Source organism: Paraburkholderia lacunae (assembly GCF_003353175.1).
Taxonomy (GTDB): Bacteria; Pseudomonadota; Gammaproteobacteria; order Burkholderiales; family Burkholderiaceae; genus Paraburkholderia; species Paraburkholderia lacunae.
The window spans coordinates 288,973-308,902 of the sequence record NZ_QHKS01000003.1 but is presented as its reverse complement, the minus strand read 5'-3'; the positions used below and the strand labels follow the sequence as shown (position 1 = coordinate 308,902).

Sequence of the window (19,930 nt, the reverse complement as noted above, 5' to 3'; positions counted from 1 at the left end):
AGGTGTGTACGACGAGCCAGTATTCAAGTGCGCGATCAATGCGAGCGTGCTGCAGAAACCAATGCAAAACGCAGCGCACGTTCACAGCACAAAAAAAACGGCGTGCGGGCCGTCGCTCCGACAGCCGGCACGCCGTTGCAGCGACACGCTTACGCTTGAGCCGTTGCGCTTGCCAGTTCTTCGAAGCTCACTTCCTTATCCGTCACCTTGGCCTTGCTGAGGACGAAATCGACGACGTTGGCTTCAACGACGTACGCTTCCATTTCGGCAAGACGCTGCTGATTGGAATAATACCAGCGGACGACTTCCTTCGGGTCTTCGTAGCTTTTCGCGAATTCGTCGACTTCGGCGCGAATCTGCTCCGGCTTTGCCTGCAGTTCGTTGGCCTTGACCAGTTCGGCCAGCACGAGGCCCAGCTTCACGCGACGCTCAGCCTGTTCCTTGAACATTTCAGCCGGGATCGGCGCGTCTTTGGCGTTCGGCACGCCACGCTGCTCCAGATCCTGACGGGCCATCGCGACGAGGCGTTCCTGATCCTGTTCGATCAGCGCGTTCGGCACGTCGAGTTCAGAAATCTTCAGGAGCGCGTCCATCACCTGGTTCTTGACGATGGCTTGCGTGCGGCGCTTCGCTTCGCGCTCGAGATTGTCCTTGATCTCAGCGCGCATCTTGGTCAGATCGCCGTCTTCGATGCCGAGCGACTTAGCAAATTCAGCGTCGATTTCCGGCTGGTGCGGCCATTCGATCTTCTTCATCGTGATCGTGAATTGCGCGGTTTTGCCTGCCACTTCCTTGCCGTGGTAGTCGTCCGGGAATTTCAGGTCGAATTCGGTCGACGCGCCGACCGTCAGACCCAGCGCCGCCTTTTCGAATTCCGGCAGCATGCGGCCTTCGCCCAGCACGAATGCGAAATCTTCTGCGCTGCCGCCCTGGAATACTTCACCGTCGATCTTGCCGACGAAGTCGACCGTCACGCGATCGCCTTCTTTCGCTGCCGTATCCGCACCGCCGTCGCCGTGCTCGCCGGCTTCGCCGCGAGCGTGGAAGTGCACGCGCTGCTTGCGCAGGATGTCCAGCGTGCGGTCGATTTCCGCTTCGCTGATGGTCGTCGTGGTGCGCTCGATTTCAGCCGTGGCGACGTCGCCCAGTTTCACTTCCGGATACACCTCGAAGGTCGCGTCGAACGCGTAGTCGCCTTCGCCGGCGTCGACCTTGGGCGCGAAGCTCGGCTGGCCGGCCACGCGCAGGTTTTCAGTGCGGCTGATGTCGAAGAATTCCTTGCCGACCTTGTCGCTCAGCACTTCGGCTTCCACCTGACCCGAATACTGTTGCGTCACCATCTTGAGCGGCACCTTGCCCGGGCGGAAACCCGGCATGCGCACGTTCTTCGCGAGTTGACGGATACGCGAGTCCACTTCCTTCTGCACGGCGTCCTTCGGCAGGGAAATCGTTACGCGGCGTTCGAGCTTGCCGAGGTTTTCAACAACGTTAGCCATGGCTTCAATCGTCCTAAAATTATTCGAGCGAATCAGTTATCTTCTCCGTGCCGCTTTTCGATGTCGCTTCGCATCGATTGCGCGCCTGCGCCGCGGGCTTGCAGGCCGCCGGCAGCACGGTTGGGTCCAAAGAGCCGAATATTTTAGCAAACTATTTGCGCGGCTAGCCGGGATTCGATGATTGCGCACGTTCTTATCGGCCTTCCAGGCGCTTTCCGGCGTGTTTTCACCGGCTTTGCGGCCATTCGGCCGCACTGCCCTCACAGGCACAGGGGTCGGCGGGCGACCTTGCTTGCTGTGTCTTTCGCCAGACGATTCCGGCTATGCCGTTAGGCCTATTCAGTCGGTGCCGCCATGCTGCTAAGCTAACGGACGCGCTCGGGGCTGGCTGTCTTTTCGCTCAGGTCCTGCGTCCTCGCAACGATTCCAACCATTCAGAGACACCATGCCGAATCCGCCGTCCTCGCCTGTCGTCGTTGTTGCTCCCGATTCCTTCAAAGGCTCGCTCAGCGCCGAGCAGGTCGCGCAGGCGATTGCGTCCGGCATCCGGCGCGCCCGGCTCGACGCCGATGTGCGCATCTGCCCAATGGCCGACGGCGGCGAAGGCACGCTCGAAGCCATGCTCACGAGCGGCGGTGAGCGCCGCAAGCTGAGCGTGCGCGGCGCCGCCGGGCCGGTGCGCGAAGCGCTCACCGGACTGCTCGCGAACGGCAGCGCGATCATCGAAACGGCGGAAATCGTCGGCATTACCGATCCGGTCGGCATGGGCGTGCCGGTCGAGGCGCGCAGCACGCGCGGCATGGGCGAAGCAATCCGCGCACTGCTCGACCAGGGCGTGCGGCGCTTTTTCGTCGCGCTCGGCGGCAGCAGTACGAATGACGGCGGCGCGGGCCTGCTCGCCGGCCTTGGCCTGAAACTCTTCGACGCCCAGAACCAGGAACTCGACGCGACACCCGAACAACTCGCACGCTTGGCGCGCGTCGACGTGTCGCAACTCGACGCCCGGCTGGCGGACACGTCGTTCGTCGGTATGTCCGATGTCGACAACCCGCTGACCGGCGATCACGGCGCGACCGCGGTGTTCGGCCCGCAAAAAGGCGTGAAGCCGGAGCAGATCGCCACGATCGACGCCGCGCTCGCCCGCTTCGCCGATCTGCTCGAAGCGGCGCTCGGGCGAACCGCGCGCGATCAACCCGGCGCGGGCGCGGCCGGCGGCCTCGGCTTCGCACTGCATATGCTGGGCGCGCAATTCGAGCCGGGCGCGGAAACCGTCGCGCGGCAAATCGGCCTCGATGCAGCGCTCGAGGGCGCGAACTGGCTGATCACCGGCGAGGGCCGTTCGGATGTCCAAACGCTGCACGGCAAGGCGCCCTTCATCGCCTGCCGTCATGCGCAGGCTGCAGGCGTGCCGGCAACGCTGCTGTCGGGTGCGGTCGACTCCGCGGCCCTGCCGCGTCTCGCCGAATACTTCAGCGGCTGTTTCTCGCCGGCTCCCGGCCCAATCACACTGGAAGTCGCGATTCGCGACGCCGCGCGCCTGCTCGCCGACGCGGCCGAGCAGCTGACACGGCTGAAATTCGGCGCGCGTTGACCGGCGCAACGGTTGCGGCAACAATCACAGCGCCGCGACCGCTCCTCTTATCACGGGAAGACCATGAAGGCCTCCGCCAAAGCCGGACTCGAGCAATTCCTCACGTACCGTCTGCATACGCTGAACAAGCTCACCGAGCGTGGCATCAGCGAGCGCTATCACGACAAGCTGGGCGTGACGTTGCCGGAAGCGCGGGTGATTGCGTCGGTGGGATCGTTCGGACCGTTTTCGATCATGGAGCTGGCCCGGCACGCGAATCTCGACAAGAGCCAGGCGAGCCGTGCTGCCGAGGCGCTGATCAAACAAGGGCTCGTGCGGCGCGAGCCGAGCGCCGAAGACGGTCGCGTGGTGCTGGTGTCGCTCACTGCCGAGGGCCGCGCGCTGTATCGCAAGGTGATGCCGATCGCGCGCAAATGGAATGACGATCTGTTCGAGTGTCTGGACGAACAGGAAAAGCTCGCGTTCGGCCATGCGCTCGACAAGATCATCCATACGATGACCGCCCGCGAGGAATGAACAACGAAGCGCGAGTGCGGCTGCAAGAAGTGCGAGCGGCACTCGCTGCAATCAGGCCCTGTCGCTGCTTTGACCGGTGCCGTCGGCACTGCCCGTGTTATTAGCCACGACGCCGGCCGTAGTACCTGTTGAAGCACTTGCCTCCGTACCGGCCGCACTACCTGTTGCAGCACTTGCCTCGGTGTCGGCCGTAGTACCGGCTACATGACCTGCCTCAGTACCTGCCCGAGCGCCGGCCACATCCACAGCGGTCCGGGCGCCACGCCCGACCCGCCACGCGATCATGCCGAGCGAGCTGACTGCGAGCAGCAGCGCTGCCCACAACACATAGCGGCGCATCGCATCCCGGTCTTTGTTCGCCGACTGCGCATCGGCATCTTGCGGCGCGACAGGCAGCGCCGCTCCCAACCGCGCCGCGACAGCAACCGACGACGCGCCCATCAGCAATTCCTCGCGGCTCACCGCCGAAGACACAGCCGCCTCATTGCCCACCGCCAGCGTGAACGGAGCCGCTCCGCGCGCAACGAACGTCAGCGTCGCCGGACGCCAGCCCGCAGCGACGGTCAGCACACCGCTCCCCAAGCCGCCGTTGCGCGCATCCACCACCACGCGCCACTGACGATCCGTATCCGCCGCCACCTCGAGCGATGGATTGCTCTGCTCCACCGCGCCGTTGTGCAGGCGGTACAGCGTCGCGTTCGACACCTCGCGCCAGGGCGATTGCAGACCCGTGCGCGAATAGACGACGGCCGGCGCGACCGTATTGGGCTGCGGTAAATTCAGGCGCAAGCGGTCGACGGGATAAGGGCCGCCCGTGTCGAAGAAATATTCGCCGGCCGTCGGCCCCGCACGCGCCACGATGCCTTCACGCCATTCCCGCTGGGTATCCGCGCGCTGCGCACTGTCCGAGTTGGCCGCCTGCACCTCGAGCTCGATCGATTCGATGTACGGTGCGCCGTCGAGCCAGCGCAAACGCACATAACGCGCCCGCATTCCATCCAGCGCAATGCGGTCCTGGCTCAACGTGCTGCCGTTATAGGTGACCTTGAGAAGTTGCGCATCGCCGGCGGGTTGCCAGTTGCGCAAATCGTTGCTCGATTCGACTGTTACGCGCCCTTGATAGTTATCGTTGCGCAGATGCACGACCAGCGCGCCCGCCTCGCCCGCTACACGGCCGACATCGACGAGATCCGTGTCGTGTTGCGCGCGTGTCGGCGGCGCCGCGGTCGTCCGCAGCGACCCGTCGGCGGCGATCGTCACGCCGAGCGGCGCACGGGCGCCGCCCGCCTCGGTGGCCGGCAACGGGAACCAGCGTACTGTGCGCAGCGTGGGCGGCGTCCTGACCGCCTCGCGCGGCGCATCGAGCGAATACGGCACCGGCTCGCCGGCGCCATTGAATACCCGCACGTCGCCTAGATCGCTGCGCCGGCTCGCCGCGTAGACGGCGACCGGCAGCCTGATGCTGTAGTACGCGGCGCCGCTGTCGAATTCGAGTGCGAAGCGCCGCGCAAAATGATCGGCCGCAGCCGCCAACGGCGGTGCCGAAACGGCCGCGATCGCAAGGCACCAGACAGTCAGAATCAAGAAACGCTTCATTGCTCAGTTTCCATCACGGCAGCTTTGGGCGGCAGCGGCGAGAAGTAGCCGATCAGCAGCAACATCACGCCGATACCGATAAACGACACGATCCGCTCGATACCCGTCACGTGCGATAGGTCGAACAGGAACAGCTTGACGACGGTCGCCGCCAGCAAGGCGCCGCCGACGAACCAGAACAGGCGGCTCGCCCGGCGCGTCGCCCAGATCATCATGGCCAGCGCGCAGACCGCCCAGAATACCGAAACGGACGCCTGCACGAGCATGGAGCGCGACATGTCGTCGAACTGGTACGGCACACCAGTCCAATAATGCAGCGTACGCAGCAGCATTGCATTGAGCCAGATGAAGCCCGTCATGCCGACCACTGCCTGCAACGGCACGCGATATTCGCCGATCGGCACGCCGAGGCGGCTGATGCGCACGAGCCACACCGCGGCCAGCGCAAAAATCACCGCCTGCACCAGATCGAGCGGATTGAGCAGCGGCAGACGCGCCCACGCGCCGCCGTCCTGCGTAAGGTTCGCGTAGAAGGTCCACGCCCACATCACCAGCACGAGCGGTGTGGAAGCGAGCGCGCACAGCCGCACGAGGCTGTCGCGCCGCGCGAGCCAGAGTCCGGCAAAAGCAAACGCGCTCCAGCCGACAAGGAACACCTGCTGCAGATTGAACGATGCCAGCACGGCGTCGACATCGTACGCGGCTTGAAAATGATGGTGCAGCGTACGCAGCAGCAACGCGTTGAACCACAGGAACAGCGTGGCGAGCACGGCGTAATCGAAAGCCCGCGGATGCCAATGCAGGCCCAGCGCGCGTAGACGCCGCAACCACACGGCGAAGGCGACGAACGCGAGTATTTGCGCGACATCGAGCGGATTCACGATCGGCAGCCAGAAAAGCGGCGCGGCGCTGCCGTCGCTGACGACGCTCGCGATACTCCACGCCCACAGCAACGCGGCGAGGGGCGCCGCGCCCCACACCTGATAAGCCTGCGTGAAGCGCCCGACCGGCCAGCGCAGACGGTGCCCGGCACCCGCCACCAACAGCAGCAGAATGCCGAAGCCATAGGCCCACGCACTCCAGCTCCACGCCCCTTCGGGCACATAGGCGCGCAAACCCCAGTAGCCTTCGAGCGCGAGGAGCGCGGCGGCGGTCCAGAACATCAGCGTATGGAGCGGCGCGAGCACACGGCCGCCGACATCGCGCTGCTGAAGCCACAACAGTGCGTAAACGAGGACCGCCACGACCGCGCAAACCAGCCAGCCGTAGCCGCTGACCGGCGCCATGCGGTACATGAACAGGTTCAGCACCAGCAACGCAAGGATCGGCACCAGCGCCAGCGCCGGCCACTCGGCGAGCGGCCAACGCAGCCTGTGGCGCGCGCCATGCGCGAGCCACGCGGTCAGAACGGCGAACAGCGCGACGCACGCGTTCTCGAAACGACCGCGATCGTAGGACAGATGGGCATGCGCATACTCGAAGATTTCATGGACGCCGCCTAAAAGCCACCACAGCAGCCCCCAGATTGCGGCAATAAGGCCGACCTGCGGCAGCGAGACGTGCCACGCGCTCGCTTCGCTCCGGCCGTGCAGGCGCCATCCCGTGAAAATACTGGCGAGCGCGATCAGCGCCGTGGCGATATACGCGCCGTTCAGGACCGGCCAAACTTCCCTGTAATTGACCTGCGTTCCAGTGCCGGCGATAAACGCACAGGCTGCGGCCAGTTGCAGCAGCAAGCCGAAACCGAACGCGCTGAGGCGCCGCTGGCGCACACCGAGCCAGGCGATTGCGGCGCCTTCGATCGCCCACGTGGCGCTCGTCGTCGGGCCGGTGAAAGCGAGCGGCACGGCCAGCGTCGCGAAGATCACGGCCAGCGCCAGCATGGCTTCGAACAGCATGCCGAACCGCTCGCGGCGCCGTGCCAGCCAGGCGGCGATCGCGAGGTAGAACGCGGCCAGCGCCACCGCGCTCCAAGCCAGGCCGAACGCGGTGTTTTTCATCAACGCGGCTTGCAGGCCGATTGCGACCAACGGCGTGCCGAATACCAGCGTACCGTCGACGTAATGCTTGAGTGCAAGCTCGCGGCGCAGCGCATACAGCAACGCAATGCCGACGTACATCAGGAAGAAAAGAATCAGGAACGGCTCAGTGCTGGCGAGCAGTTCGGGCCGGTAAGCCGTCACGCCCCACACGGCGCCGATCGAAAACGTGAACACGAAGCCGAGCAGATTCAGCGCACGCCACGCCTTGAACCACGCGATTGCGAAGATCCCGGCGTTGAGCAACGCGTAATAGCTGAACAGCATCACATGACTGCCGCCGCCGGTCGAAAGCAGCACCGGTGCGAGAAACCCTCCCGCGCTGCCCATCAAGGCGAGCGACGACGCGTTCTGCCGTACCGCCAGAAACGCGCTCAACGCGCAGATCGCGATCATCAGCGGCAGTGCCGCGCCGGCCGGCAACAAATGGTAGAGCCTGGTCGCGGCGAACACGGTCAGATACAGCACGCCAACGCCGCCACCTTGCAGGACCAACCCGTACGCGCCGCGGCGCTCGCCGATGTGCCAGCCGAAGCCGAGCAGGACGGTCGCGGCAAGCGCGACGCCGGCAAGGCGGAATTCGACTGGCAGCAGACTATTGTCGGCCGCGTACTTGAGCAGGAAGGCGATGCCGAAGAACAGCACGACGATGCCCACCCGCACCACCGTGTTGCCGCCGAATAGCCAGTCGCGGCCGGCGTTGAACAGGCGTTCGGCGAGACCCGGGCCGCGCGGCGGTGCTGGCGGCTGCGGCGGCGTAGCCGGAATCAATTCAGGCTCGAGCGGCGCAACCGGCACAGCAACGGGGGTGTCGGTCGACACCGGCGGCGCTAGCGCGCTGACGCTCGCCGTCGGATGCATGGCCGCCGGGCGCGTCGGCGCGCCTCCAGACGCTTGATTTTGCGTTTGGGCTGTTGCAATGGCGGGCGGTATCGCGTATGGATGCGGCACGTTCCCGGTCGGCTCCGGTGTCGACGTGGAGGGCTGAGCGTCCGTGGCCGCGTCGGCGGACGCAACGGGGGTGGCGCCGGCGGTCGCTTCGCTCGTGGCGCCGCTGCGCAGTTGCCGGATTTCACCGCGCAGTGCGACGATCTCGCGTTCGAGCCGCTCGACACGCGCGGCCAGTTCTCCGGGTGGACTCCAGCTATCCGCCGTGGCCGGTTTAGCCGTAGCGGCGCCTCGCGCGTCTTGTCGCTTTGTCGTCAGCACTCGCGCCAGCGCAAAGCCGGCGAGCGCACCCACTACTGCTCCGCTACCGATCGAGAAGTCGTTCGACAAGGCGGTCGCCATGCCGATCACCGCGCCGAGCACCGCAAATATCCAGCTCATCGCATCCCTCTTATTGTCTTCTATCGAGATTCGTTTAGTCGCACGGATTAATGCGCCTATATTGCGCGAGCAATACGGCGAAAATCGGCGCGCAGAATACCATGTTATCCGAGCCGTCGAACCCTCGAACAAATGAAATCACATACCAGCGGATATCCCGCAATGCGTAGTGATTTCTACTGCCGGATAACCGCCGGCATCCGCACGATTTCTCCACCCACACCAAGGTAAGGAAGAAGCCGCTATTGCGCCGGCAAGTTAGCCGGCGCGCCGCAAGTGCCCTCGTCATGGAAGCCGCACCGGGCAAAACGAACTTTTAATTAGACAGTTCGCGCGGAACGCGAACCCGGATAAGCCGCAGCGCAATATCAACTGAACTGGATATTGTCTGATCCTTGCTCCACGCGTTTGAACTCAACTTATCGGCCGCGAATTTTCCGACTTTTCAATTGACAAGACATGCGTTGCGCAGCGGATTAAATACCGAGACGCGTGCCGCTTGTCGGGCGCAGCAGGCGATCCGGCGCGCAACTTGTCCGGGCGGCAACAGCGTCAACCATGTCAAAATTCGGGATTGGCCACCGCGCCTTCAATCTCCGCACATTTCATCCAAGGAAGCTTCAGTGGACATCAACAAACAGGTCGCCGCCCTCACCGCTTCGGAACTCCAGACAGCCGGCGCGAGCCAGGCAACGGCGATTGCGGTCAGCGTGCTGCTGCGGCATCTGCGCTCGCCCGAGCTCGCAAAATTGCTGTCGTCGGCGTTCGAAAACCACCAGGCCGTCATGCTGCAAACGCCCTGGCCCGATCCGATGCTGCAGGCGTTCGATTCGACCCGCCGCTTTCTCGAAGGCGCGGCGCAAGCCGAGTTGCCCGGCACGGCGCCGCAAGCGCCAGGCGCCTGACCACTACCCGACATGGGACGCACGAGGCGCACGCGGCGCACCGGGCCAGAAAAACAAAAAACCCCGTCAGTCCAAAGACTTAACGGGGTTCTCTGCCACATGAATGGTGCGAGGGAGGGGACTCGAACCCCTACACCATTGCTGGCGTCAGGACCTAAACCTGGTGCGTCTACCAATTTCGCCACCCTCGCAGCCGGGTAAGACGCGGTGCGTCCTGCCCGATGTCCTGCATGCTCGCGGCGCGCCTGAAAACGCACGTCCGAAAGCGTAAGCGCGAGATTCTAACCGATTGATTCGCGCTTGTCTGCATCTGGCCGGCATCCGTCCGAGGGGCATCGATAAAGGGCGTCGATGCTACAATTTTCGGCTAGACGCACGCATGCCGTGCCCCTCTTCGCGTGCCCTTCCCCACATTCCAATCCAGTGAATTTCGACGAATATTGCCAGCAAAAAGCGGCGCCGCCCGGATCGAGCACTTACTATGCGCTTCGGCAGGCGCCCACAGCAAGCCAGCCGCTGTTGACCGCGTTGTTCGCGCTGCGCCGCGAATTCGAGGAAACGGTTCAGGAGATCAGCGACCCGGCTATCGGCCGCACCAAACTCGCGTGGTGGCAAAACGAGATTGCCGCGCTGGCTTCGGGTTCGCCGTCGCATCCGGTTTCAAAAGCACTGACGGCTTATTTGCCTGATGTCAAAACAGAATACTCAGCGTTGCAGGCATTGCTCGCCGGTTTTGAAATGGACCTCGACCAGGCGCGCTACCTCGATTACCCGAATCTGCGGCGCTATCTGCACAGTGTCGGCGGCACCTTCGCGTCGCTGGTGGCGCGCGCGACCGCAAAAGACACGGCGCAGGCATCGAATTGGTCTGCACCGCTCGGCGAGGCGCTGCTGCTTGCGCAGTTGGTCGCCGAAACCGGCAACGATGCGCGGCATGGCCGCATCTATATTCCGATCGACGAAATGCAGCGCTTCAACGTCACCGCTGCCGATCTGATCAACCGCAAGTACACCGACGCCTTTACCGAGTTGATGCGCTTCGAAACGAAGCGCGCCCGCGCTGCGCTGCACGCCGCGCGCGCCGCGCTGCCCGCCAATGAGCGCCGCACACAGCGCATCCTCGCGGCGCAGACCGCGCTGGCGTTGGCGCTGCTGGATGAAATCGAGCGCGATGGCTTTCACGTGCTGCATCAGCGCATCGCATTGACACCGATCCGCAAGTTGTGGATCGCGTGGCGCGCAAGGTAATCGATCGAAGCAACGCTGGCCGCGCTGGCCAAGCGGCCGTGAACCGCCATCAGACGCGCAGCAACGGCAGCGGCTCGAACCGCTGCTGCAGGATCGCAGATGAATCGAGCCCCCACCACGGTCCCAGCACGGTGGCATAGAGCTGCCGGAAATCGATGCCCACGGGCAGATTACCGTTGCCGTCGAGGCGCGCGAGCGCCGGCGGCACGCCGTACAACCCGCCCCGCACGCGGCCGCCCATCACGAAATGCGGCGCAACGGTGCCATGATCGGTGCCGTTGCTTTGATTCTCGCGCGGGCGCCGTCCGAACTCGGCATAAGTCATCACCAGCGTATCGTCCCAGCGGCCAAGCTCGACCAACGCGGACTTCATCGACGCAAATCCTTCCGCCAACTGCTTGAGCAGCGCCGCCTGCTGGCCCGGCTGGTTCTGGTGCGTATCGAAACCGTTCAGGGTCAGACGGATCGCCGCCACGCCCAGCCCGCTCTTCGGCTGTCCTTGTGGCGTACCCGCCAGGGGGACTTCCTTCGGGGCGTCGCCGGCGGCGAGCACCTGCATCGCGGTCTTGATCGAGGCGCCGAATGCGCCGCCCGGAAACGCCGTCTTCAACGACGCCTGCCCTTGCGCGGGCCGCAGGCGATCGGCCGCCTTCACGATGTCGTTTTCGACGTCGAGGATGTGCGCCAACTCGGGATTGCGCTCGTGAAGCGATACCGGCGTGACGAGACGCGAGGCCTTGATGAACTGGGCGGGATTGACCAGCGCAATCGCGCGCGCGCCATTCGCGAGCGGTCCCATTTCGGCGCTGCCGATCACCACGCCGTCGGCGGCGAAACCGGCGGGCACCGGCGCCTGCGCAAAGGTACGCGTGAGCCAGCCCTCACGCAGATACTGGTCGGAACGCGACGCGGTGTCCCAGATCTCGATCGAGCGGAAATGCGACAGGTTCGGCTGAGCGTAACTGACGCCCTCCACGATCGCCAGTTGCCGGCTCTGCCAGAGCGGCATCAACGGCTGCAACGACGGATGCAGCGCGGTGCGCTCATCGAGCTGAATCGACCGCTCGCGCTTGATGCCGATGTTCTTGCGCAACTGATAGTAAGCCGGGTCGGCAAACGGAATCACAGTATTCAACCCGTCGTTGCCGCCTTTCAGTTCGACGAGGATCAGCAGATTGTCGTAGCCGCGATTCATCGGCACGCCGGGTGTCGCGGGCTGCGCGGCGAACGAGCGTGGCAACCATAGCGCCACGCTGGCGGCTGCGCCCATCGAGAGAAAGCTGCGTCGTTTCATCCTGCACCTCGTTCGATTGTCAGTGCCTGGCTCAGGGCATGGCTCGGGGTATGAGTCAGGGTATGACTCAGGGTAGGAGTCACGCCGCAGTGAATAGCCACGTCATTCCAACTGCTCACTTGAGTTGATACGCCGGGTCCATCAGCAGCGCCTCCAGATAAGCGCTGGCGGTCGAGTCCGTTTCGATTGCATCGACAGGCGTCAGCGGCAGTACGGCATGCTGTAGCTGAAGCTCCGCCGAGAGTCCCGGCTTCGCCGTCGGCGCGGTGTTGTAATGCGCGAGCCACGTGTCGATATCGAAGCGTACGCCACCCTGGCCGACGCGCGCCATTGCCCGCTGCGCCGGCGGATTCGCCTGCCTGCCGCCCGCGCCACTCGCGCCACTCGCGCCGTCCGTCGCGCTCTTCATGCGCCGCGGACCGGCGGCTTCGGTCGCGCGAAACAGTTGCTCGACGAATTGCTTACGCGCAAGCAGTGTCGAGCTGTTGATCCAGGTCGTGCCGCCGGGCCACCCTTTGACGTTCGGCGGATAGAACAGGTTCTCGCCGAGCGTGCGAATCTGCACGGCGAACGGCGCAGTGTTGTCGTAACCGATGTCGAACGCACGCAGGGCTCCTACCACGAACTCCACCGGCGATTTCACGAGGACGCCTCGATCGTCGTCGGTCCAGAACGCGTCGCTCATGAAGAGTCCGCGCAGCGCCACCTTGATGTCGTAGTGGCTCGCGCGAAACTGTGCGGCGATCGGCGCGATGCGAGCCTCGTCCGGCGTGTCGGAGATGAACTCGCGCCACAGTTTGCTCGCGACGAAGGTGGCGGTTTCCGGCCGCGCGAGCAGGATATCGAGCACCTGATCGCCGTCGAACGGGCCGGTTTGACCGAGCACGGTCTTGTTGCCGTCGTCGTGCAGGTTAGCGCGCCAGACGTACGCCTCGGTGTCGGGGTCGAGACTCCAGCCCGTGTACGCACGCGCGGCTTCCGATACGTCTTGCTGCGTGTAGTGTCCTTCGCCGAGCGTGAACAGCTCCATCACCTCACGCGCGAAGTTCTCGTTGGGCTTGCCTTTGCGATTGCCTGCGCCGTCCAGGTACTGCAGCATCGCCGGGTCTTTCGCGACGTCGTGCAACAGCTCGCCGAAATTGCCGAGCGCGTCGCGTCGAAACAGGATGTTCTGCTGCGCCATGTGCTGCGGAAACTGAACCTTGTCCTGGCCCGATGTGAAATGGTTGTGCCAGAAGAGCGTCATGCGCTCGGTCAGCGGCGACGGCGTGCTCGCCATCTCACGCACCCACCACGCACGTAATATTTCGTAACGCTCGCCACGCAGACGCTGCTCCTCGCGACGCTGATCGACGGTCCATGTCTTGCGCACGTCGCGCGTCGGGACCGGTTCGACAACCCAGTCGGGCATCGGCGTGACGGCTTCGGTCCGGGTGCTCGCCAATATTTTGTCGACCGCCTGTCCCCGCGTCAGCCCGACGTACTGCGCGAGCTCAGTGTTATCCGGCGCGAAGCCGACGCGCGTCAGGAAGAAGCGCGCGTCGTTGGCATCGAGGATGTCCTGCTCGGATGGAGAAGCGGCGGACGCAGCCACTTGCGCGTGATCCTTGAGACGCTGCGCATGGGGCGCGTGTTGTTGCTCCGCCAGGACGGGCACGCTGCACGTCACCGCCGCCGTTATCGTAGCGGTGACCGCCAGCCACCGCGCATGCTTACTGCCTGTGAGCAATTTCATGGTCGATCACCCGGGTTCGCAGGACGTCATGGACAGGTCTAGGCGCATGCGAGGCGACATGCCCTATGGCGGCTCAACGGCAGATGGAATGGGAAAGTTGACGGGGGAAGTGCAACGAAATCTTTCACGCACGACGAACGCAACTAGCGCGCCGCGGTCATGCGCATAAACCGCTACCGCTTGTAGAGTTCGCGGACGGCGTCTTCGATGTGTTGACGTAACAGACGCCGTTCGTCGGGCGTCATATGGCCATCACGACGACGTTGATCCAGATCGGGGGGAACCGCAGTGCGCAAGATCACGTCTGATGCAGGGTGATCGGTGTTTGGGTTTTGGCGATTGGCTTTGCTGTTGGCCAAGCGGGGCGCGTGCTCGCTCGCAACTCTGTCGGCGGAAGGCTGAGCGTGGGCGAGCCTTGGTCCCAGTGTGCCTGCAAGCGTACCGGCAACCGCCAGTGCAATCACGCTTAGGCGCACATTCGGCCAAACCCCTCCCTTCATGTTGTTCCCTTCGTGGCGCGGCAACCGGCTACCTTAAATGCGTATACAAACCCCGGTAACGAGCCGGGTGCGAGAGTTTTGTCGAGTGGAGTATCCACCGAACAGCCGCATTCAGTAAAGCAGTCTACCTTTGCATGCTTTACGCCGTGCCACAGTGCGGGTAAATTTTGTAACTGACTGTAACCCGATAATTGATGCAACCGCGCGCTACTTTCTAATCGCGCTAAGATGCCGACCATGGAAACCAAAAACCCTTCGAAAATCCTCGTCGTCGACGACGATCCGCGCTTGCGCGATCTGCTGCGCCGTTACCTTGGCGAACAGGGCTTCAATGTCTATGTTGCCGAGAACGCGCCGTCCATGAACAAGCTCTGGGTGCGTGAGCGCTTCGACTTGCTGGTGCTCGACCTGATGCTGCCCGGCGAGGACGGCCTCTCGATCTGCCGCCGCTTGCGCGGCAGCAACGACCGCACGCCGATCATCATGCTGACGGCCAAGGGGGAAGACGTCGACCGTATCGTCGGGCTCGAAATGGGCGCCGACGACTATCTGCCCAAGCCCTTCAACCCGCGCGAACTGGTCGCGCGGATTCACGCCGTGCTGCGCCGCCAGTCGCCGTCCGAGCTGCCTGGCGCGCCGTCCGAGACCACCGAAGTGTTCGAGTTCGGCGAATTCGCGCTGAATCTCGCCACCCGCACGCTCACCAAGGCCGGCCAGGAAATTCCGCTGACCACCGGTGAATTCTCGGTGCTGAAGGTGTTCGCCCGTCACCCGCGTCAGCCGCTGTCGCGTGAAAAGCTGATGGAACTGGCGCGCGGCCGTGAATACGAAGTCTTCGACCGCAGCCTCGACGTGCAAATTTCGCGCCTGCGCAAGTTGATCGAACCCGATCCGGGCAGCCCGCGCTTCATCCAGACGGTCTGGGGGCTTGGCTACGTGTTCATTCCCGACGGTGCAGCCTGAGTTTGTTCCCGCCTCCCGTTTTTGATTTCAGATAAGAAGGGCCCATGCGGATCGACCGGCGCCTCCTGACGCTCGCGTTCGGCGGCCTTTTCTGGCGGACCTTTCTGTTGATCGCGCTATTGATCGCAGTCAGTCTTGCCGCGTGGTTCCAGAGCTTCCGGGTCATCGAACGCGAGCCGCGCGCGCAGCGCGTGGCTCTGCAACTGGTTGCCATCGTCAAGCTCACGCGCACCGCACTCCTCTATTCCGATCCCGACCTGCGGCGCGCGCTGCTGCAGGATCTCGAGAGCAATGAAGGGGTGCGGGTGTACCCGCGCGAAACCTCCGACAAGTACAAACTGCAGCCCGACGAGTCACTGAACCGGCTGATCGAACACGACATTCGCGGCCGTCTCGGCGACGACACGGTGATCGCGCAGACCGTCAACGACATTCCCGGCGTCTGGATCAGCTTCAAGATCGACGACGACGATTACTGGGTCGCACTCGACCGCGATCAGCTGGACAACGCCACCGGTTTGCAATGGGCCGGCTGGGGGGTGTTCGCGCTGGCGCTGTCGCTGTTCGGTGCAGCGTTCATCACGAGTCTTGTGAATAGACCGTTTGCCCGGCTCGCAATGGCCGCGCGCAAGGTCGGTTCCGGACAATCGCCGGAGCCGCTGCCTGAGCGCGGCATGGGCGTGGCCGCTGAAACCAATCGCAGCTTCAACCAGATGGTGCAGGACCTCGAACAGCTCGAGGCCGACCGTGCGCTGATGCTCGCCGGTATTTCGCACGACTTGCGCACCCCGCTCGCGCGGCTGCGGCTCGAAACCGAAATGAGTCCGTCCGACCAGCAGACCAAGGACGCGATGGTCGACGACATCGAGCAGATGGACATGATCATCGGCCGGTTCCTGGATTACGCTCGCCCAGTGCAACGCACGCCGGAACCTGTCGACCTTTCCGTCATCGCGGGAGAACTGGCCGCGCGAATGCAGAGCGAGGACAGCATGCGGCTCATCACGCGCCTCGCACCCTCGGCGGTGATCGAAGCCGATGAGACCGATATGCGGCGCGTAGTCGGCAATCTGCTGGAAAACGCACGCAAGTACGGACTCAGCGATGGCGACGGCATCCCGCATGTGATTCTCGAAACGCGGGTGTCGCACTCGCGGGTCGAGCTATCCGTCGTCGACGAAGGACCTGGCATTCCAGAAGACCAACTGGCGCTTGTCACACGGCCGTTCTATCGCGTGAATTCGGCGCGCACCCAGGCGAACGGCACGGGCCTTGGCATGGCCATTGTGCAGCGGCTGGTAGGCCGTTACCGCGGGGCGCTGCGCTTGCGCAATCGCACGCCAGGCCCGGGTCTCGAAGTCACGATCGAGTTTCCGCTGGCAAAAGGCGCCTGATCGGAAGCGGCTGCCGGTCAGGCCCGGGACCTATAACCTATCGACACCTATCGACGCGTTGGTTAGTCGATACGGAAGCGGAACGTCCTTGTCTGCCGCAAAGCGGCACGTCAGCGTCCTGTACCGCCGGTGCGCACGCCCCTCACCCCGATTCACGCGGCCGGCATCGCATCCGGCCGCGCGCCACGCCCGGTCAGGCGACGCGATAACGGGCCGCGACCTCCGCCCACAGCACGTTGATCGTATCGACCGGCGTCCATGCGGCGTTCGACGTATGCGGCTGCAGGCATCGATACGCCTTGCCCTGGTAGCTGACCTCATCGCCGACCGCGTATGCGACCCCCACCGCCCACGCGGGCCGTGCACCGCTTTCGTCGGTGGTGCGCACGATCAGCACGTTGCTCGGCAGCGACAGCCAGTCGCGCGTATCGACGGCAGCGGCGAAGTAGCGATACTCGGTGTTCGCCGCGAGCCCCGTGTCGACGAACTCGGTCCGCGACGGCCCCGTCTCGTCGATCTGAATCCCGTTCCGATAGACGCGATACGCCGTGATCGGGTAGCTGCCCGTCGACTTGCCCCACATCAGACTCACCGAATCGGCGGTTTCGCCCATCGAATGCAGATTCTGCGGCGGCTTCGGCTGGGTCGGCTCGCCGTTGCCGAGCGTGCGCACGGTAATCGTCGCGCTGCGCTCCGATTGCCCGCCGTCGACGTCCGTCGCACGGACGTAGTACTTGTACTCGTTGTCGGGGTCGAGCGACCGGTCGACGTAGCGCGTCGTCGCGGCGTTGACCTTCACGAGCAACTGATCGTCGCGATAGATCGAATAGGAGTCGATCGGCAGATCGCCCGACGACGGCTTCCAGTTCAGCTCGATCGACGACGTCGTGACCTCGCCCGCCTGCAACTCGCGCGGCGGCGTCGGCCGCTGGCTGCCGCCCGTGCCGAATTCGAAATCGACGACTTGATAGAACGCGTTGCCGGTATTGGCGACCTCCCAGACTGCCAGCACGACGTGATAGCCGTCGCGCTCGGGCAGCACCACCTCATGGGTTGTCGGCGACGGCGGCCACAGGCCGTCTTCGTGCTCCCAGTACGGCTGCAACAGGCTTTCGACCTTGTGGAACGGCTCAGCTTCGAATTGCTCGCGGCTCAGCCTGTCGCCCGGATTCCAGCCGGGTTTCGTGATGAAGTAGTTGTAGCGCCGCGCCGCGTGGCGCGCCGAGTAGTCCCACGAGAACCGGATCGCATCGCCCGGGCGCACCGCGTGCTTCGCCCAGTGCGTACCCGGTTCGTCGAGAAACAGCGCGCTCGGAAAGCCAGCGCTCGCGATCTGCCCGTCGGCGGGCGGCGGCGCATTGGGAATGTCGGTCGGCACAGCCTGATCGGTCAGACCGCCCGCCGTCGCCGGAAAGAACTTGCCGGCCTCGAGACTGTTCGTGTCGTAGTAGCCGAGCTTGCCGTCGAGATACGCGAATGTCGCACGCGATTCCGGGGAAAACACATGCCCGTGACGCACCTGCTGGTTTCGAAAGTTGGCCATATCGTTAGACTCCGTTGTATTCGAGTGAACGGGGCGATGCGTGTCCGCATCACCGCCGCGCCGTCGCCTGCGCATTCCACAGCATGTCTGCGCGCGATGGCAGCCAGAAACGGTTCGACGTGTGTTCCTGAATGCAGAGGTACCGGTTTCCGTCGTACACGATGCCCTCGCCGCGGTCGTACCAGGCGTCTTCGCGCCACGGCGGGAAATCGCCGGGGCCGGGGCCGGGGCCCGTCCCGGCCTCGGTCGACACCGTCAGCACACCGCTGCGCTCGGATGTGCCGCCCGCGTCGTCGGTGGCGGTGACCTGATAGCGGTACGCGCTGCCCTCCGTCAGCCCCGTATCGAGATAGCGCGTCGTGGTCGGCTCGGCGATCCGGCCGTCGTTCCGGTAGACCGTGTAGCGGACGATCGGACGCGAGCCGGACGCCGCGTTCCACTCCAGCGACACGCTGCCCTGCGTCTGGCTCGGCGAGCGCAGGCCGGTCGGTGCCAACGGCCGGTCGCCGGGGCTTTCGCCGCTCGTCAGGAAGCCGTAGCGGCGTACGAACTCCCAGTCGTAGCGCCGGCCGTTCCTGTCGACGCCGTCGTCCCAGCTCACCGACCAGGTCATTAGCCCGCGAATCGGGAGGCTCGCGGTGTCCAGCCGCTCGAGCGCGCTGATCGCGTCCTGCGCCTTGATCACGTAGCCAGTGGCCGCCGCATCCGGGTTGCTAGGCAGGCCGATCACAAACCGGTCGTGAGGAATCCGCGTGTAGGTGCGCGTGCCTGTCACGAGGCTTTCGGTGAGGTAATACAGGAAATCCGCTTTTTGCGCGTCGCTGTCCGCCTTGAGCCAGCCGACGTCTTCGACGTCGACGCCGTCGCCGCCCTGGTTGTAATACTGTGGGGCGACGAAATCGTAATAGCCGTCGAGTGCATTGATATAAGCGACATACGGACCGGTCTGGCGCAAATACGGAAATTCGGGCGCCATCGAAATGATGAAATGCTTGCCCTCTTTCGCATAGTATTCGCGGACCATTCGCAATGCGGCCGGTATGACTGTCTGGTTATCCGCAAAGGTAATGGCCGATTGTTCCAAATCGATATCGAGCCCGTCGAAGCCGTACGTTTCGACAAGCCGGATAATCTCGATTGCGAGCGGTTCTTCCTGTCCGGCATGCAGTTCGATGTGCGCATCCGCGCCGCCGAGCGAAATCAATACCGCCCGCTGCTGCGCATTGAGCACGCCGACCTGGCGGCGGAATTCTTCGTCGGACACGTTGTACGGACGAAACGTCGGGATGTTTTCGCCCTTCATGAATGCGACAGCGACAACGTTGTACTCCTCTGGAATGGCAGTCAGCGGCATGCCTGCAAAGCGGCCGCCCTGGTATCCGGGCCCCGACTCGGGCGACCAGTTGTGCCAGAACCCCATGAGTATCTTCCGGCCCGACAGGTCGGGCATTGCGGACGCTTCGTCGACAACCGTCCGCTTGAACTGTTGAATGACTTTCGGATTCAGCATGAACGCTTGCTCCTTCTCGTGTGTTACACGACAAATGTGCACCCGATGCGATTCGCGATGTGCCCCCGAATGGTGTGCCGGGGCGCATCGAAGCGCACGACCATGGCGATGGATCTTCGAGGGCGATCCGCTCGCCAAACCTGCAACCCTATATATTCAACGATAACGACAACCCATTAATGCAGCACGCATTTATTCAACGATAACCAATTAATGCAGCGCGCATTTATTCTGGCAAATCAAATTAAACACGAAACCATATGACATTTTC

14 protein-coding genes and 1 tRNA gene are annotated in these 19,930 nt (G+C 63.9%); 6 read left to right on the top strand and 9 right to left on the bottom strand.

Features of this window, described 5'->3' with window-relative positions; genetic code table 11:
• Positions 1–149: 149 nt before the first annotated feature.
• A complete protein-coding gene (gene tig, locus DLM46_RS06280) occupies positions 150–1,496 on the bottom strand; it encodes a trigger factor (RefSeq protein WP_115099892.1) in 1,347 nt (448 codons plus the stop codon).
• A 445-nt stretch (positions 1,497–1,941) separates the two neighbouring features.
• On the opposite strand from tig, the gene DLM46_RS06275 reads away from it, so the two are divergent.
• Positions 1,942–3,087: a glycerate kinase gene (locus DLM46_RS06275; protein ID WP_115099891.1), complete on the top strand. Its 1,146-nt coding sequence runs from the start codon at positions 1,942–1,944 to the stop codon at positions 3,085–3,087.
• Positions 3,088–3,150: 63 nt separating this feature from the next.
• Positions 3,151–3,603, top strand: coding sequence for a MarR family winged helix-turn-helix transcriptional regulator (locus DLM46_RS06270; protein WP_115099890.1), 453 nt, complete (start codon positions 3,151–3,153; stop codon positions 3,601–3,603).
• 51 nt (positions 3,604–3,654) lie between these two features.
• Here the strand turns inward: DLM46_RS06270 and DLM46_RS06265 are convergent, their stop codons facing one another.
• Positions 3,655–5,199, bottom strand: coding sequence for a DUF3999 domain-containing protein (locus DLM46_RS06265; RefSeq protein ID WP_115099889.1), 1,545 nt, complete (start codon positions 5,197–5,199; stop codon positions 3,655–3,657).
• On the bottom strand, positions 5,196–8,567 hold the full coding sequence (locus DLM46_RS06260; protein WP_115099888.1) for a DUF2339 domain-containing protein: 3,372 nt from the start codon (positions 8,565–8,567) through the stop codon (positions 5,196–5,198). Before DLM46_RS06260 ends, DLM46_RS06265 begins: the two co-directional genes overlap by 4 nt.
• 623 nt (positions 8,568–9,190) lie before the next feature.
• On the opposite strand from DLM46_RS06260, the gene DLM46_RS06255 reads away from it, so the two are divergent.
• Positions 9,191–9,472, top strand: coding sequence for a hypothetical protein (locus DLM46_RS06255; RefSeq protein WP_115099887.1), 282 nt, complete (start codon positions 9,191–9,193; stop codon positions 9,470–9,472).
• Between the two features lie 104 nt (positions 9,473–9,576).
• Here DLM46_RS06255 and DLM46_RS06250 read toward each other — a convergent pair.
• Positions 9,577–9,663: transfer RNA gene (locus DLM46_RS06250), tRNA-Leu, on the bottom strand.
• 232 nt (positions 9,664–9,895) lie between these two features.
• Between DLM46_RS06250 and DLM46_RS06245 the strand changes: the two genes are divergently transcribed.
• The gene (locus tag DLM46_RS06245) at positions 9,896–10,720 is read left to right on the top strand and encodes a squalene/phytoene synthase family protein (RefSeq protein ID WP_115099886.1); all 825 of its coding nucleotides are present in this window, start codon (positions 9,896–9,898) and stop codon (positions 10,718–10,720) included.
• 49 nt (positions 10,721–10,769) lie between these two features.
• On the opposite strand, the gene DLM46_RS06240 is transcribed toward DLM46_RS06245, so the two are convergent.
• From DLM46_RS06240 to DLM46_RS40055, 3 genes are all read right to left on the bottom strand, one after another.
• The gene (locus tag DLM46_RS06240) at positions 10,770–12,014 is read right to left on the bottom strand and encodes a DUF1501 domain-containing protein (RefSeq protein ID WP_115099885.1); all 1,245 of its coding nucleotides are present in this window, start codon (positions 12,012–12,014) and stop codon (positions 10,770–10,772) included.
• A 115-nt stretch (positions 12,015–12,129) separates the two neighbouring features.
• Complete coding sequence (locus DLM46_RS06235) at positions 12,130–13,749, bottom strand: DUF1800 domain-containing protein (RefSeq protein ID WP_115099884.1); 1,620 nt, start codon at positions 13,747–13,749, stop codon at positions 12,130–12,132.
• Positions 13,750–13,922: 173 nt separating this feature from the next.
• Positions 13,923–14,249, bottom strand: coding sequence for a hypothetical protein (locus tag DLM46_RS40055; RefSeq protein ID WP_115099883.1), 327 nt, complete (start codon positions 14,247–14,249; stop codon positions 13,923–13,925).
• A 228-nt stretch (positions 14,250–14,477) separates the two neighbouring features.
• Between DLM46_RS40055 and ompR the strand changes: the two genes are divergently transcribed.
• Both ompR and DLM46_RS06215 read left to right on the top strand, forming a co-directional pair.
• Complete coding sequence (gene ompR, locus DLM46_RS06220; RefSeq protein ID WP_006048917.1) at positions 14,478–15,212, top strand: osmolarity response regulator transcription factor OmpR; 735 nt, start codon at positions 14,478–14,480, stop codon at positions 15,210–15,212.
• A 44-nt stretch (positions 15,213–15,256) separates the two neighbouring features.
• Positions 15,257–16,606 carry an ATP-binding protein gene (locus tag DLM46_RS06215; protein WP_115099881.1) on the top strand — a complete coding sequence of 450 codons (1,350 nt, stop codon included), beginning with the start codon at positions 15,257–15,259 and terminating at the stop codon, positions 16,604–16,606.
• Between the two features lie 193 nt (positions 16,607–16,799).
• Here the strand turns inward: DLM46_RS06215 and DLM46_RS06210 are convergent, their stop codons facing one another.
• Both DLM46_RS06210 and DLM46_RS06205 read right to left on the bottom strand, forming a co-directional pair.
• A complete protein-coding gene (locus DLM46_RS06210; protein ID WP_115099880.1) occupies positions 16,800–18,149 on the bottom strand; it encodes a lytic polysaccharide monooxygenase in 1,350 nt (449 codons plus the stop codon).
• A gap of 49 nt (positions 18,150–18,198) precedes the next feature.
• Positions 18,199–19,659 carry a glycosyl hydrolase family 18 protein gene (locus DLM46_RS06205; RefSeq protein WP_115099879.1) on the bottom strand — a complete coding sequence of 487 codons (1,461 nt, stop codon included), beginning with the start codon at positions 19,657–19,659 and terminating at the stop codon, positions 18,199–18,201.
• Between the last annotated feature and the right edge of the window lie 271 nt (positions 19,660–19,930).

Bases quoted from the DNA above. Each gene is read 5' to 3' on its own strand.
- DLM46_RS06275 (WP_115099891.1), top strand. From the start codon at position 1,942: ATGCCGAATCCGCCGTCCTCGCCTGTCGTCGTTGTTGCTCCCGATTCC.
- DLM46_RS06205 (WP_115099879.1), bottom strand. From the start codon at position 19,659: ATGCTGAATCCGAAAGTCATTCAACAGTTCAAGCGGACGGTTGTCGAC.
- ompR (WP_006048917.1), top strand. From the start codon at position 14,478: ATGCCGACCATGGAAACCAAAAACCCTTCGAAAATCCTCGTCGTCGAC.
- DLM46_RS06270 (WP_115099890.1), top strand. From the start codon at position 3,151: ATGAAGGCCTCCGCCAAAGCCGGACTCGAGCAATTCCTCACGTACCGT.
- DLM46_RS06240 (WP_115099885.1), bottom strand. From the start codon at position 12,014: ATGAAACGACGCAGCTTTCTCTCGATGGGCGCAGCCGCCAGCGTGGCG.
- DLM46_RS06260 (WP_115099888.1), bottom strand. From the start codon at position 8,567: ATGAGCTGGATATTTGCGGTGCTCGGCGCGGTGATCGGCATGGCGACC.
- DLM46_RS06265 (WP_115099889.1), bottom strand. From the start codon at position 5,199: ATGAAGCGTTTCTTGATTCTGACTGTCTGGTGCCTTGCGATCGCGGCC.
- DLM46_RS40055 (WP_115099883.1), bottom strand. From the start codon at position 14,249: ATGAAGGGAGGGGTTTGGCCGAATGTGCGCCTAAGCGTGATTGCACTG.
- DLM46_RS06215 (WP_115099881.1), top strand. From the start codon at position 15,257: ATGCGGATCGACCGGCGCCTCCTGACGCTCGCGTTCGGCGGCCTTTTC.
- DLM46_RS06210 (WP_115099880.1), bottom strand. From the start codon at position 18,149: ATGGCCAACTTTCGAAACCAGCAGGTGCGTCACGGGCATGTGTTTTCC.
- DLM46_RS06235 (WP_115099884.1), bottom strand. From the start codon at position 13,749: ATGAAATTGCTCACAGGCAGTAAGCATGCGCGGTGGCTGGCGGTCACC.
- tig (WP_115099892.1), bottom strand. From the start codon at position 1,496: ATGGCTAACGTTGTTGAAAACCTCGGCAAGCTCGAACGCCGCGTAACG.